The sequence below is a fragment of the Bacillus sp. B1-WWTP-T-0.5-Post-4 genome (assembly GCF_009183795.1).
GTDB lineage: Bacteria > Bacillota > Bacilli > Bacillales > Bacillaceae_G > Bacillus_A > Bacillus_A cereus.
In genome coordinates, this window is sequence record NZ_WEIJ01000004.1 from 385,207 (window position 1) to 399,697 (window position 14,491).

Below are 14,491 nucleotides of genomic sequence, written 5' to 3' on the forward strand. Positions count from 1 at the left end.
CAAAGTTTTTATTTATTTTTTGCTGTTCCACGTGAAACAGCAAAAAAATAAAAAGGGCGAAAACTCGCCCTTTTTCATTAACAACAGCGTGATATTTTTCCACCCTTTGCGTTAAATCTTGCTTCTTGTGCCTCAGCAAAAAATTGCTTTTGACATAAAACCTCTTCTTCAGGATGATGCTTTTTCATATGCTCCACATATACTTCATAACTTGGTACCCCAACGAGCAAACTAATAAAGCGTTTTCTTTCCCTCCATACTTGCCACAGCTTTTTAAGCATAGTTCCTCGACTCACTTTCATCTCTCGGAATATATGGTGCCTCCTTTAACGGCATTGGCTTATTTCTTAATACTTGTATCCAAATTCGAAGTGCTGAAATTAACACAGCGATTACAACTATCATAAAAATCCCACAAAGCGCTGCATCAATATAATCATTGAAAATAATTTGCTTCATTTGAGCGACATTTTTAGCTGGCGCTAACACTTTTCCCTCATCTAATGCTCTCTGAAATACCTTTGCATGCGATAGAAATCCAATTTTAGGATTTTCATGAAATAGCTTTTGATACCCCGCCGTCATTGTTACAATCAGCAACCCGACAGTTGGAATAAGTGTTACCCAAACGTACGCCTTTTTTCCCATTTTGAACAAAATTGTCGTTCCAAGTAATAACGCAATACCTGCTAGCATTTGATTTGCAATACCGAAAAGTGGCCATAATGTATTAATTCCACCGAGCGGATCTATTACCCCTTGGTATAAGAAATATCCCCACCCTAATACACATAACGTTGTAGCGATTACATTCGCTAATGTAGAATCCGTTTTCCCAAATGGCTTATATACATGCCCTAAAATATCTTGAATCATAAATCGGCCGACACGCGTTCCGGCATCAATCGTTGTTAAAATAAATAGGGCTTCAAAGAGAATCGCAAAATGATACCAAAATGCCATCATGGCCGTTCCACCTATTACTTGTGAGAAAATATATGCCATACCTATCGCTAATGTTGGCGCACCACCTGTACGTGATAAAATCGTTTGCTCTCCAACATTTACAGCAAGATCTTTTAGTTCATTTGGTGTAATAGCAAATCCCCATGAGGAAATAACTTGAGCTGCCTGCGAGACATCTGTACCGATAAGTGCTGCGGGACTATTAATTGCAAAATACGTTCCCGGTGTTAATACACAAGCTGCAATCATCGCCATCGCTGCTACAAACGACTCCATTAACATTGCTCCATAACCGATTGGCTGTGCGTGTCCCTCTTGCTCAATCATCTTCGGCGTCGTACCTGATGAAACGAGAGCATGGAATCCAGACACTGCACCACAAGCAATAGTAATAAATAAGAATGGGAATAAGTTTCCAGAGAACACAGGACCAGTTCCATCAATAAATTTCGAAACTGCTAGCATTTGTAAATCTGGTGCTACAATTAAGATACCGATTGCTAACCCTACAATTGTTCCAACTTTTAAAAATGTACTTAAATAATCACGTGGTGCTAAAAGCATCCAAACTGGTAATGCAGATGCAATAAATCCATATACAATAAGCATAATAGCAATTGTTTCACCACTAAATGTGAACATACTTGCAAGTGTTGGATTTTCTGCTACATACTGTCCTCCAACAAGAGATAAAATAAGTAGGATAATACCGATTACTGATCCTTCTCCAACACGACCAGGCCTAATATAGCGCATATAAACTCCCATTAAAATAGCGATAGGAATCGTTGCTGCTATCGTAAACATTCCCCAAGGACTTCCGATTAGTGCCTTTACTACGACCAACGCTAATACTGCTAATAAAATAATCATAATTCCTAAAATACCTATCATTGCAATTAGTCCTGTAACAGGTCCAATCTCATCTTTAATCATTTCTCCTAACGATTTACCATTACGTCTCATTGAAGCAAATAAAATAACAAAATCTTGGACAGCCCCCGCAACAACTACCCCAACAATAATCCAAATGGTCCCTGGTAAATACCCCATTTGTGCCGCTAAAATCGGTCCTACTAAAGGTCCCGCTCCAGCAATCGCTGCAAAGTGATGTCCAAACAATACCCACTTATTTGTTGGAACATAGTCTTTCCCATCATTTAATGTATGGGCTGGTGTTTGCCGATTATCATCTAAATTAAAAACCTTTCTCGCTATAAATCTACTATAAAAGCGATAAGCAACTGCATATACACATACGGCAGCTACTAAGAGCCATACAGCATTAATGGTTTCACCTTGTGATAAAGCTATTACCCCAAAAGCACCTGCTCCTACTGCTGTAATAACGCCCCAAAGTAAGATCGATTTCAATGTCTTCACATACAATTCCCCCAATACTATTTCTTAGTGGAGATTGTACTAAATTTTCTGAATATTTAACTTGAATCCTCCCTATCATGAAGGATTTTCAGTTTATCATGTTAAAATACTCTCATTATCTACTATAATTCAATGTTATTTCGAAGGCGTTTTACATAATTACGACTGACTGGAATCGGTTGCTCATCATACCTATCTAAATACAAATTATACGTGCCATTATAATAAGGTTTCAGTTCTTTTACATATGACATATTAATTAAATAGCTTTTATGTACACGTAAAAAATCATATGCATTTAGCTTATTTTCTAATTCCTGAAGTGTATATGTTGAAATATACTGATTATTCGTTGTGTAAATTGAAACAGTTTTATTTTCTTTATTTTTACTTACATATACGATATCTTCTGGAAGAATATATCGTATGCCCTCTTGACTTTCTATCGGTAGTTTTCGCAAATAACTCTTTGCTTTCTCACCTTGTTCTTTACCTATTTTATATAAAAGAAATTGTAAATCTTCTTCACGAAATGGTCGCAATAAATAATAAAATGCTTGGAAACGAAAAGCTGTAATAGATTCTTCTATGTTTTCACCTACAAAAATAAATTTTGTATAGCAATTTATTTCTCGTAATAAACTTGCATATTCAAAACCAGTACCATCTAGTAATTTGGAACTTAAAAAAACAAAGTCTGGTATATGTTTTTTCATCATAAATAAAGATTCTGTTCCTGTCTTTGCTTCAAAACATTCTACATTTCTCATATTTTCAGTGAAATTTTCAGCTAACTCTCTTCTCTCTTCTGCCTCTTCCATAATCAGTAAAATTTTCATTTCTTCAACCACCTAATTCTTTGTCCATATGTCCTGTTGTATACATTCGCTTTTATAAGAAATAATCCCTTTTTCTTACTATACCATTATTTATCTAAAAAAACAGAAAAAAGGAAACCACTTCGGTTTCCTCTCCCCCTTTATCCCGTACTAACTGCCTATAAAGAGCCGAGTAGTGTAGGATGATAAACGATCCAGGATACGTTTAAATTTTCACTTTATACTAATTCTCGTTGCTTCGTTTCCTGTCCAAGTATTATTACAGCGAACACACCAATTAAAATTGATCCACAGAAAATCGTAAATATTAATGATAGTGAAGCTTCTGAGGCAACTAAATATCCCACTAATAGTGGCCCAAGAATACCACCAATACGACCAAATGCTGCTGCCATTCCTGCACCTGTACCACGAATAACCGTTGGATACTGCTCAGGTGTATAGGCGTATAATGCTCCCCAAGCACCTAAGTTAAAGAAGGATAGTAACATACCTGCCACGATTAATACTGTTAATGAATCCGCAACCCCAAACAAATAAGCACTGCAAGCTGTCCCGATTAAATACGTAACCAAAACAAATTTACGACCGAGACGTTCAATAAACCAAGCAGCTGTGAAATATCCTGGAAGTTGAGCTAATGTCATAATAAGTACGTATTGGAAACTTTTTATTAAACTAAATCCTTTTAGCACCATTACACTCGGTAACCAAAGGAACATTCCATAATAGGAAAAAACAACACAAAACCATAGAATCCATAGCATAATTGTTGCTTTACGATATTCCCCAGACCAAACTGATTTTATATTTTCAATAACAGATGGCCTTTTTTCAACTTTTTGGAACCTTGGGGAATCCGGTAAATTCCATCTTAAATATAAAGCATATAATGCTGGAACTGCACTCAATACCATCGCAACTTCCCAACCATATTTAGGAATAACAAAATACGAGATAAGAGCTGCAATTAGCCATCCACCTGCCCAAAAACTTTCTAATAAAACAACAATTTTCCCACGCTCATGCGCTTCAACACTCTCTGATACTAGTGTAGAGGCAACCGGAAGCTCTCCGCCAAGCCCCATACCAATTAAAAAGCGTAAAACGAGAAACATCGCAAGTGTTGTTGTTAATGCAGTTAAACCACTACCGATAGAAAATAATAATAATGTAATAATAAAGACTGATTTTCGCCCTATTTTATCTGATAGTATCCCAAAAATAAGCGCTCCTACTGCCATACCGATTGAGTTAATACTGCCTATCCAGCCCATTTCTTGCGTACTTAATCCCCAATCCTTTTGCAAGGCTACCATTACAAATGAAAGCATTCCAACATCCATTGCATCAAATAGCCATCCAAGCCCAGCTATACCAAGTAGTTTGCGCTTCGAAATTTCTTTTACCTTGCCCACTAGAAGTCCTCCTCACACAGGTGTCTTTACACATCATTTTACATGTGTGAATTGTATAAGTAAAATACTTTTGTGTAAAAAATTCTCCTTCATCATTCCCAAAAAGTAAAACGTCTATCCCGATTGGTGAGAGCTAATAATCAGTGGGGATGCCTCACTGATTAAAGTTTCAATTTATTAAAAATGAACAAATAAAAAAAGCAGCGATATTTCGCTACTTTTTCGAACGCATTACTTCTTTTAAAAATTCCGCTAATACTAACTGACGACGCCAGCGTGTTGGATTACTGCATAATCTATAAAACCACTCTAAATGAATCGCTTGAATCCATTTTGGTGCACGTTTTACCTCTCCAGCCCATACGTCTAAACTTCCACCCACTCCAACAGCCATTTTCGTTTCTAAACGATGCTTATTGTTTTGGATAAAGTTCTCTTGTCTCGGGAAACCAAGTGCAACAAGTAATAAATCTGGTTTTGCTTCTTGAATGCGAGAAATAATATTCTCTTCGTCTTCTTGTTTAAAATAACCATCTTGTATACCGGCGATGGATACAGCTGAATATGTCTTTGTTAAATGATCTGCTGCAGCTTGTACAACATGCGGCTTTGCACCTAATAAGAAAACAGATACCGGCTTACTATCTTCTGATAACTTCGCAAGTAAATTACACATTAAATCAAAACCTGCTACACGTTCTTTTAAAGGTGTACCAAGCATCCCGCTTGCCTTTACAACCCCAATACCATCAGGTGTAATTAAATCTGTATTCAATAATGTTTGATAGAACTTTTCATCCTTTTTTGCGCACATAACAATTTCAGGGTTTGCTGTTACTACCTGAAACGTATGAGTTCGCTCCGCTTCTAGTTGTTCTTTTAAATATTGGACCGTTTCATCCATTGTCATTGTAGAAAAAGGAACGCCTAGAATATCAACTGTTTGTACTGCCATAGTTAACTATCCTCTCTATCATTACAAGTTTTTCGCTATTAATTGCTTATATGTTTCCTTTGTATCTTCATATAGTTTTTGAAGTGAGAAGTTCATAGTAGCATGCTCATAAATATGTTTACCCATTGCTGCTAACTCTCCAGTTTTCCACTTATCATACGCTTCTTCTAAAGCTAATGCTAATGCCTTTCCATCACCTGTTGGCACAATCCATCCGTAAGTTTCATCTACGATTAATGGTTCAATTTCTCCAGCCCTAGTCACAATTGATGGTACGCGTTGATTTGCCGCTTCTAATAAAACTAGTGGGAACCCTTCACTATGGGAAGTTAATAAATTTACATGTGACGACGCAAATAATTGTTTTACATCTTGACGATGTCCTAAAAACTCTACTTTATCGTTAATCCCTTTTTCAGTAGCTAATGACTTTAGATTTTCTTCTAATGGGCCATCGCCAACTAATAATACTTTAATTTTCTCTAATTTTGTTTGTTGTAACGCATCGAATAAAACTTCATGTCCTTTGACAGGATGTAATCGTGCTACTTGAATTGCCGTAAATACATCTTCATCAATATTGAACATTTCTTTTTTATTATAGCCTTCTGCTTTTTCCTTATCGTATTCAATTCCATTATAAATAACATGCATCTTTTCATTTGAAATACCTAATGCTGCCAGGCTTTTTTTCAATCTATTTGTTACAACGAAAAATAAGTCTATATTTTTTAAGGCTTTCAAATTTAATTTCGTAAAAATCCAACCTTTTAAGCCCTGTTTAGTAAAGTCTTGAAATGGATCACTATGAATAGTCGTTACCCATTTTGCTTTTATTCTCTTTTTCATTAAAGAAACATAGAAATTAGCCCTAGGGCCATGTGTATGAACTACATCAAATTTTTCTTTATTAATAAATTCACTTATATTCTTTAAAATGGATAAATCATAGCGCGATTTTTGTGAAAACACATGGACTTTTATCCCTAACTCCCTTGCTTCCTTCGCAACAATTCCATCTTCAAATACTGCTAATTCTACTTCACCAGTTGGAAACTGATCGAGAAGTGAAATAATATGTGTTTTCCCTCCCCCATCTTCTGCTCCTGCATTCATATGCAATATTCTCATATTTTTTCCTCCTTTAAATCCTCGCTACGTTTCCATCTATTTTTATTTTACTGTACTAAAAAATAAAAGCTAACAAAAGTTAGCTTTTATTTTTATCATTCAATTTCTAGGTCTACTATTAGATAAGCTAACACCACTACAAAGTAAATCCCAACTCCTGGTGCTGTTAAAATATGTCCTGCAATATAAGCAATACCTAACGCTAACAATAAGCTTGCTGAAATCATTCCATATTTTATATTGAATATGTCCTTAAATCTCGTAGCAAATGCTAGTAAAATTCTTAGCCCGTAATAAATAAATGGAATCATTAGTAATACAAAGCCAATAATCCCGAAATCATAAAACCAATCATGGAAGTCCATTTCAATTAGTTTTGGATCTGGCTGCTTTTGTTCATTGTATTTAAAGTTACCTGCATAACCCATTCCTAATAACTTTTGTGACATTGGCGCTTCTTTAAAGAACTGCTTATGTCTTTCTTCATATACTTGACGTCCACTGAAAATAAGATTTTCTTGATTTTCTTTCTTTTGCTCTTTCTCAAGCTCTTTCTTAACTTCCTCTTCTATCTTCGCCTTTTCTTCTGGCTTTTCAACTTTATGATGATTTTCTTCTTTTGCTTTAAGTTCTTGCTCTTTTTTCAGCTTCTCTTTAATTTCTTTTTCTTTTTGACCTTGCTGTGCCACATTTTGCTCTGATAAATAATTATTGTGAATACCCATATTTTGTGCTAATGGTGTTTGTTTAAACGTCCCAACTACACCAGCTAATAGGACCATAGCAATTACTGCATTAAGCGCAAGGGATTTTTTGTTCGGATTTTTTCTATCAAATAATAATTGTAGTACAATGATTCCGATTGCTGCCCCTAACGTAGCACCAATTGAGCCCATTCCAACTTTTGTACCGACTTGAATTAGCGAATAAATCATTAAAAGTGATGGAATCCAATATAAAATGTGTTTCCAGCTCTTTGTTTTTTGAATAGAATATAGTACCACAATAGGGAAAATAATAGCTAAGATTGAACCTAGTTCATTCCCTGCATAGAACCAACCTCGAGAACCAACCTTCATCCATTCATAACTACCAAAGTCAGTAGATGTTGAAATAGAAATAACCATAATTGCGTTAATGATTAATGTAGAATATACAATACTATTTCGAACCTTATCACTAATATTAACTGTCTTTTTCAATGATTTTAAAGCTAAAATGTATGATCCCAGCATGATATATATATATAATGCTTTCGCAACGAATTTAACCTCTTCACCAAGTACAATAGGATTTTTAACTAGTTTGTTATTAATAAACCCTATCCCTAAAACTCCGGCTAATAATATAAGATAAATTAAAAACTTTCTATTTTCCTTCTCTTTTGCCTGAATTAAAATGTAAATACCACCAACAGCCATAATAAGGAATCTTACTAAAATTCCAACGGTAGCATTTGACTTTAATAAAGTGATGCTAAGAGACGTTAATAAATCTAAAACAGGCTGTAAAATAATAAAAAAGAGCAAAAAATGCTCAAATCTAACCCTAGCTTGATTTGCTAACATTCCAAGACCTCCATACAAAATCTTAACATTATCTTTTAATCATAATTTTTTATCATTCAAACACACCTAGCAATTATAACATAACTCATATTCAAATCGAGAACTATTTTTCCAGCTAAAACTAGCCAGGACAAGTATTAATAAGTAATAGAAATCATCGTCCTTTAGCTATACTCCCCTATTTTTACAAAATCTATCTAACAACCATCCCCTTATTTTTGTCAGTATATACATATTTTTTTATCATTTTATACAAATATAAACATCCTACCTCTAATTGTGATATTTTACCAAATGAACAACATCAAAAAATGTAAAATTAATCTTTTCATATCTTTTTCAGATTACTTTATGGTTATTTTCCAAACATTTTCAAACGCTTTCTTTATGAATTTTATCCGTTTTTCTACATGTAGCGAAAAGTAATTGTTATTTCCAATACTTTAGTGTATATTTTTTCTCTGGAACATCTTTAAGAGGAAGGGATTAAGGCCATGTTATTAATCGATATATTTACGTTTCTTGGCATTATCGCCGCTGCCATTTCTGGTACATTAGTTGGTTTAAAAAAAGATTTAGATTTATTTGGTGTCCTTTGTTTAGCTGTAGCCACTGCGCTCGGCGGCGGTATTATTCGTGATATCATGATTGGTAACCTGCCCCCTGTCGCATTTGTAAAACCCATTTACTTTTTCGTAAGTGTATTATCAGCATTATTTACTTGTATGTTTTTTGAGCGTATCAATAAACTTCAAGTCGTTATTATGCTTTCTGATGCTGTTGGCTTAGGCGTTTTTACAGCTATTGGTGCAAATGCGGCAATGTCACATCATGTTGACGCCTCATTTCTAGTTGTTTCAATGGGAGTCATTACAGGTATTGGAGGCGGTATTTTGCGTGACATTTGTGCTCAAGATATCCCTTACGTATTCCGAAAAGAGATTTACGCAATCGCTTCTATCTTAGGAGCAATTAGCTTCCTAATCACACACGCTATGGGGGCGCACGTATTAGCTTTCTATGTTTGTTTATTAGTAACATTCGTTATTCGTGTCGTCACTGTAATATATAATGTGCATTTCCCTGTTTTCTTTAAAACACATGCTAAAATTAATAAAGGCCATTAAGAGAATTCTAGATAGAATTCTCTTAATTTATATACTATTCAACGAACTAATATAGAGTAATTATATATAAGCATATATAATTACTCTATATTAGTTTTAAAATTGAAAACGTTTTATATACAGGGGGAAGAATGATGCTTGGGATTTTCAAAAAAAATATTAATAAAACAAATGCCAGTATAATCGAATTAAGTAAGAACCAACAAATAACTTTTAATGTACCTACTAATTCTGAATTAAAAATTCAAATGGATATGCTACATATTTCAAAAGAAGATTTACAAGTTGTAAAAGTACTACAGCCTTTTATTTATGCAGAAATTGATTGGATTACTGAAAAATTCTATGCCAACATTACAAAACAACCTAATTTAATTACTATTATTGAGCGTTACAGCTCTATTTCAAAACTAAAACAAACTTTAAAAACACATATTAAAGAATTATTCAGCGGCAATATGCATGAAGATTTTATTGAACAGCGTGTTAGGATTGCCAAAAGGCATGTACAAATTGGTTTACATCGAAAATGGTATACTGCTGCTTATCAAGAATTATTCCGCTCTATCATGAAGATTTTGCAAACAAAAATAACGACAATCGATGATTTTTCATATTCTATAAATGTTATAAATAAATTATTCACTCTTGAACAAGAACTTGTTCTTGCAGCTTATGAATCTGAATATGAAAGAATGCAAAAAGAGCATGAGAAAGAAAAAGAATTAACTGCTATGACAATTACGCATATCGCAACAGAACTAGCTGCTGTATCTGAAAAAACAAGCTCTTCTATTCAAAAACTAACCGCCAAATCTGAAACTATTGTAAAGATTGCTAAAACAGGTACATCATTAGCTACAACATCTGAAGAAAAAGCGAATAAAGGGAAAGAACAATTAAACCAGCAAAACAAACGAATGGGATCTATTCAAATGAATATGGAAACGATTATTACAGATACTCATGAACTTCTCAATATTTCTAACAAAATTAATGAAATCATAGATATTGTTAAATCGATTGCGGAGCAAACAAATTTACTCGCACTAAATGCTGCTATTGAGTCGGCACGTGCTGGAGAATTTGGGAAAGGGTTTTCTGTTGTTGCTGGCGAAATCCGAAAATTATCAGAGCAAACGAAAGAATCTATATTTAACGTTACAAAGCTCGTCGAAAAAACAAATGAACAAATTACTCGTGTCTCGTCTTCTGTGAAACAAATTAGCTCTCTCGTATCGGAAGGAACAGATAGTATGTCGGCAACAGATCGATACTTCCAAGAAATCGTAAAAGATATGTCTAACTCAAAAGAACAGAATAAGAAAATTGAACACGAACTACAAGCTATTTCACAAGTAATGAAAGGAATTCAAGATGATTCCTCACAAATGGCTCTAACAGCCGATAATTTACAACTAGAACTAAATCGATAAGATAAAGTGAAACTTTAATCAGCCCTCACCAATCGGGCTTTTACAGGCAGCCCGCCCCCACCTAACTTCTTTGCTTTTGCTGAATTTTGAGGTGGGGGCTTACTGGCTTACTGCCTGGAAAATAACGGGATAAAATTCAGGTCAGGCATACTTTTCATCTGCACTGACTACTAAATTTCAACTTCCATCAAAAAAAGAATCCAGAATGGATTCTTTTTATTTTCTGAAAAATATTTTTTGACAATACACATAACTCATATAAACACCAAAACTCTGCAAAATAAACAATGCCGGCATAATTACATTGTAATATGCCATATCTACTTGGAAGAGCTTTAGCAATACGTAGCCACTAATTAAAAATAAGAACAACATATATCCCTCATTTTGTTGTTTCTTAATAAGGAAGTGTAATAGAGCTATAGTCATAAACAATGTTACGGCTATATATATCAGTTTTTCACATTTGAAAAGAATAGAATTTATCCCCTCATCTGAAAACTGATTTATCATCGGTTCTAAAAGTTTAAATCTTTCTCCCTCAATCTCTTTTAACTTTTGATCAATATGCTCTGTTACACTTTGATTTTTCGATATTTTTTCTTCATGTTGCGTTTTTCCAATTAAAACAGATTGAACATACGTCTCATTCGCAATCGTATATTGTGACATTCCCATTGTCTTAATTCCATAATTCACACCAAAATGGGCACTATAAAATAGAATAAGTATCCCCATCATCTTTAGTAACACCTTTTGTTTCGTTGCTGATTGAAATACTTCGATTAATAATACATATAACGTGATAAAAATAGGAAGAAATAATCCCATTGGGAAAATCATATTACTAAATGCAAATAAAATCGCTGAAAACACCCACATATAAGGATGATCTAATCCTTTATATAAAAGTATGTAACAAGCAAAATAAAATAAAAATATTGCAAGTGACTCAGGAGTTAATACGGAACTCATGAATATATTTGGAATATACAGAGCATAAAAGATAGAAGCAATACGACCGCATTCTTCTCCAAAAACCATTGCTGCAATACGATAAATAAAAAATGCGGTTCCTGCGCAAAATAACACATTAAATAGTTGTAAAGCGAATAATGTATCACCAAATATACGAATAATTACTGACTCATATATAATAAAAGGCAAATGAGTTACAGTCTCTATATTATTACCAATTGCAATCTGCTTTGCAGACTCATACATCACTTTCATATCACCAATTATTGGAGCATCTACAAATAACAGCATACTAAGTCTCACAACTATAGATATACTTATAAGAAAAATAAGAAATTGTTTATCTGTAAAACGATATTGTAGAATTGATGCCACTAACAAAATGAGTATGATAAAAATTGCTAATATGATTGTTACACTTGTTGTACTTCCTCCAAAAAATTGCTTACTTGTCTCAAATGCTGCCCAACAACTATAAACAAAAAATGCGAGCATCGCACCGATTGTAATTTTATTAAAGAAAGATGAAAAATTTGTTTGTATATGATTCATATGTCCATTGCACCTCTATTTCCATTCATAACAAAACGATTCTATCATGAATGAGTACACGGCTGATAGAGAATTTCTATGACAAATACATAGTCATTACTTTTTACTTGCAATGTAAGCGAATCCTCTTTTACACTACATTTTAGATAAAATAAATTTTCTTTCAGTTACATGAATACAAATACAGAAGTTTAAATAATCTTCTTTTGGAATACACTTTACTTCATTAAATATCTAATATGAGTAATCTGCTTACACATATTATTCTGATTGAAAACAGACTATAGGGGCTGAATATATGGAAAAGAAATTCATGCGAGAATCTAAAGCAATTAAGACAACACGTGTTTTTCCTAACGATTTAAATAATCACCAAACACTTTTTGGAGGGAAATTATTAGCAGAAATTGATAGTATTGCTTCGATTGCGGCTGCAAGACATAGTCGTAAACATTGCGTAACAGCATCTATTGATTCAGTTGATTTTTTAACTCCAATTCACCAGGCTGATTCTGTTTGTTATGAAGCATTTGTATGTTATACAGGGAAATCTTCAATGGAAGTTTTCGTAAAAGTAATCGCAGAAAATTTATTAGCAGGCGAGCGTAGAATTGCTGCTACTTGCTTCATTACATTTGTAGCAATAAAAGATGGAAAACCTTCGTCGGTACCACAAGTACTACCTGAAACTGAGGAAGAACATTGGTTATACACAACCGGTTCAGAACGTGCGGAAAATAGAAAAAAAGGACGTTTAAAAAGCAAAGAAATGGCTGAGGTTTTAACTTTAAATAAACCTTGGAATATTTAATACAATACCCTCACTTCATACATGCACAGGTTTATTTCATCCTTGCATGTATTTTTTATTGTAAAAAATTCCACCTCTTATCTTTTATTTACTGTTTGTCTCCTAAAATAATCCACCAGTTTTTCCTTTATTTTGCTATACTATTAATGGTATATTAGATAAGGTTCGTTTAAAAATAACTATAATATAATTAAGTATATAAGGGATGGTGCGATAATGTCTATTGAGGTACCAATTTCAATACCAAAAACGTTAATTATTATTCCTGCGTATAACGAGGAAGAAGCAATTGCAGATACATTAACAAGATTATTAAAACTAAAACAACATTTTACAGAATTAAGCATTTGCGTTATTAATGATGGATCACATGATAAAACAGCTCAAATCGTAAATGATTTTCCTGTTCACCTTGTGAACTTACCATATAACCTAGGTATTGGCTCAGCTGTACAAACTGGTTATAAATACGCTTATGAGAATGGATATGATATTGCGATTCAGTTCGATGCTGATGGGCAACATAATCCTGATGATTTGTACAAAATTATAAAACCTATTGCTGAAGACCAATGCGATATGGTGCTAGGTTCACGTTTTACAGAGAAAACAGCCTATAAAGGTAGTATTTCCAGAAGAATTGGTATTTTTTATTTTACTGCTCTACTGAAAGTACTAACAAAACAAACCTTTATGGATCCAACTTCTGGGTATCGTGCTATCAATAGAGAAGTAATTAAGATTTTTGCACATAATTATCCAAAAGATTATCCAGAACCAGAAGTCCTTATTCATTTAAAAAAGAAAAAATTACGCATTAATGAAATATCCGTAAATATGCAAGAGCGTCAAGGGGGACAATCTTCTATCACACCTCTTAAATCTGCATATTACATGATTAAAGTAAGCCTTGCTATATTGATGCAAAAAATTGTGAAAGGTTGATAATAAATGCCTATAATTACCTTTTCATTTATCTTCATTCTATTATTATTTTTATTAATTATTAATTCCATTCGTCGTGGAGCTTTAGAAACTAAATATGCTATTTTATGGATTTTTGTTTGTGTTGCAATGGCTATTTTAAGTTCTACTGAAAAAATTATAAATTGGATTGGCCAACTATTACACGTAGAATATCCTCCATCTGTTTTATTCTTATTTGGACTATTATTCTGTTTCATATTAATTTTTGACTTAACAAGAAAAATTTCTAAATTACATCATCAACTTGTAACGTTAACGCAAGATTATGCGTTATTAAAGCAAAAATTAAAAGTAACACAAACACAAACTGAAACTGATAACAAATAGATTTCCATTCAAA

At 33.5% G+C, this 14,491-nt stretch carries 13 protein-coding genes and 1 pseudogene; 6 read left to right on the top strand and 8 right to left on the bottom strand.

The window, feature by feature from the left end; genetic code table 11:
- Positions 1 to 77: 77 nt before the first annotated feature.
- The 7 genes from GBN91_RS16140 to GBN91_RS16175 all read right to left on the bottom strand — a co-directional run bounded on the left by GBN91_RS16140 (position 78) and on the right by GBN91_RS16175 (position 8,260).
- Positions 78 to 281, bottom strand: a complete 204-nt coding sequence (locus GBN91_RS16140; protein ID WP_000914505.1) for a YbdD/YjiX family protein — start codon at positions 279 to 281, stop codon at positions 78 to 80.
- Positions 274 to 2,349, bottom strand: coding sequence for a carbon starvation protein CstA (cstA, locus tag GBN91_RS16145; protein WP_152121766.1), 2,076 nt, complete (start codon positions 2,347 to 2,349; stop codon positions 274 to 276). Before cstA ends, GBN91_RS16140 begins: the two co-directional genes overlap by 8 nt.
- 122 nt (positions 2,350 to 2,471) lie before the next feature.
- Complete coding sequence (locus GBN91_RS16150) at positions 2,472 to 3,188, bottom strand: LytR/AlgR family response regulator transcription factor (protein ID WP_000698256.1); 717 nt, start codon at positions 3,186 to 3,188, stop codon at positions 2,472 to 2,474.
- 218 nt (positions 3,189 to 3,406) lie between these two features.
- Positions 3,407 to 4,606 carry an MFS transporter gene (locus tag GBN91_RS16155; protein ID WP_000521077.1) on the bottom strand — a complete coding sequence of 400 codons (1,200 nt, stop codon included), beginning with the start codon at positions 4,604 to 4,606 and terminating at the stop codon, positions 3,407 to 3,409.
- Positions 4,607 to 4,820: 214 nt separating this feature from the next.
- Positions 4,821 to 5,561: a WecB/TagA/CpsF family glycosyltransferase gene (locus tag GBN91_RS16165; protein ID WP_000290748.1), complete on the bottom strand. Its 741-nt coding sequence runs from the start codon at positions 5,559 to 5,561 to the stop codon at positions 4,821 to 4,823.
- 21 nt (positions 5,562 to 5,582) lie between these two features.
- Positions 5,583 to 6,692 carry a glycosyltransferase family 4 protein gene (locus GBN91_RS16170; RefSeq protein ID WP_001221227.1) on the bottom strand — a complete coding sequence of 370 codons (1,110 nt, stop codon included), beginning with the start codon at positions 6,690 to 6,692 and terminating at the stop codon, positions 5,583 to 5,585.
- Between the two features lie 95 nt (positions 6,693 to 6,787).
- A complete protein-coding gene (locus tag GBN91_RS16175; RefSeq protein ID WP_000880755.1) occupies positions 6,788 to 8,260 on the bottom strand; it encodes an O-antigen ligase family protein in 1,473 nt (490 codons plus the stop codon).
- 494 nt (positions 8,261 to 8,754) lie between these two features.
- Between GBN91_RS16175 and GBN91_RS16180 the strand changes: the two genes are divergently transcribed.
- From GBN91_RS16180 to GBN91_RS29715, 3 genes and pseudogenes are all read left to right on the top strand, one after another.
- On the top strand, positions 8,755 to 9,387 hold the full coding sequence (locus GBN91_RS16180; protein WP_000924371.1) for a trimeric intracellular cation channel family protein: 633 nt from the start codon (positions 8,755 to 8,757) through the stop codon (positions 9,385 to 9,387).
- A gap of 134 nt (positions 9,388 to 9,521) precedes the next feature.
- Positions 9,522 to 10,067, top strand: a pseudogene (locus tag GBN91_RS29710) (protoglobin family protein); the annotation flags it as partial.
- A gap of 54 nt (positions 10,068 to 10,121) precedes the next feature.
- Entirely contained in the window at positions 10,122 to 10,823 is a 702-nt protein-coding gene (locus tag GBN91_RS29715; RefSeq protein ID WP_481747375.1) for a methyl-accepting chemotaxis protein, read from the top strand.
- Between the two features lie 216 nt (positions 10,824 to 11,039).
- On the opposite strand, the gene GBN91_RS16190 is transcribed toward GBN91_RS29715, so the two are convergent.
- Positions 11,040 to 12,353 carry an ArnT family glycosyltransferase gene (locus tag GBN91_RS16190; RefSeq protein WP_152121770.1) on the bottom strand — a complete coding sequence of 438 codons (1,314 nt, stop codon included), beginning with the start codon at positions 12,351 to 12,353 and terminating at the stop codon, positions 11,040 to 11,042.
- Positions 12,354 to 12,651: 298 nt separating this feature from the next.
- Between GBN91_RS16190 and GBN91_RS16195 the strand changes: the two genes are divergently transcribed.
- The 3 genes from GBN91_RS16195 (at position 12,652) to GBN91_RS16205 (ending at position 14,478) form a co-directional block, all read left to right on the top strand.
- Entirely contained in the window at positions 12,652 to 13,164 is a 513-nt protein-coding gene (locus GBN91_RS16195) for an acyl-CoA thioesterase (RefSeq protein ID WP_000412123.1), read from the top strand.
- Positions 13,165 to 13,380: 216 nt separating this feature from the next.
- Positions 13,381 to 14,109: a glycosyltransferase family 2 protein gene (locus tag GBN91_RS16200; protein ID WP_000021476.1), complete on the top strand. Its 729-nt coding sequence runs from the start codon at positions 13,381 to 13,383 to the stop codon at positions 14,107 to 14,109.
- A gap of 6 nt (positions 14,110 to 14,115) precedes the next feature.
- The gene (locus tag GBN91_RS16205; protein ID WP_006919810.1) at positions 14,116 to 14,478 is read left to right on the top strand and encodes a DUF2304 domain-containing protein; all 363 of its coding nucleotides are present in this window, start codon (positions 14,116 to 14,118) and stop codon (positions 14,476 to 14,478) included.
- Positions 14,479 to 14,491 lie beyond the last annotated feature (13 nt).

Bases quoted from the DNA above. Each gene is read 5' to 3' on its own strand.
- GBN91_RS16150 (WP_000698256.1), bottom strand. From the start codon at position 3,188: ATGAAAATTTTACTGATTATGGAAGAGGCAGAAGAGAGAAGAGAGTTA.
- GBN91_RS16190 (WP_152121770.1), bottom strand. From the start codon at position 12,353: ATGAATCATATACAAACAAATTTTTCATCTTTCTTTAATAAAATTACA.
- GBN91_RS16200 (WP_000021476.1), top strand. From the start codon at position 13,381: ATGTCTATTGAGGTACCAATTTCAATACCAAAAACGTTAATTATTATT.
- GBN91_RS16195 (WP_000412123.1), top strand. From the start codon at position 12,652: ATGGAAAAGAAATTCATGCGAGAATCTAAAGCAATTAAGACAACACGT.
- GBN91_RS16140 (WP_000914505.1), bottom strand. From the start codon at position 281: ATGCTTAAAAAGCTGTGGCAAGTATGGAGGGAAAGAAAACGCTTTATT.
- GBN91_RS16165 (WP_000290748.1), bottom strand. From the start codon at position 5,561: ATGGCAGTACAAACAGTTGATATTCTAGGCGTTCCTTTTTCTACAATG.
- GBN91_RS16180 (WP_000924371.1), top strand. From the start codon at position 8,755: ATGTTATTAATCGATATATTTACGTTTCTTGGCATTATCGCCGCTGCC.
- GBN91_RS16175 (WP_000880755.1), bottom strand. From the start codon at position 8,260: ATGTTAGCAAATCAAGCTAGGGTTAGATTTGAGCATTTTTTGCTCTTT.
- GBN91_RS16170 (WP_001221227.1), bottom strand. From the start codon at position 6,692: ATGAGAATATTGCATATGAATGCAGGAGCAGAAGATGGGGGAGGGAAA.
- GBN91_RS29715 (WP_481747375.1), top strand. From the start codon at position 10,122: ATGACAATTACGCATATCGCAACAGAACTAGCTGCTGTATCTGAAAAA.
- GBN91_RS16205 (WP_006919810.1), top strand. From the start codon at position 14,116: ATGCCTATAATTACCTTTTCATTTATCTTCATTCTATTATTATTTTTA.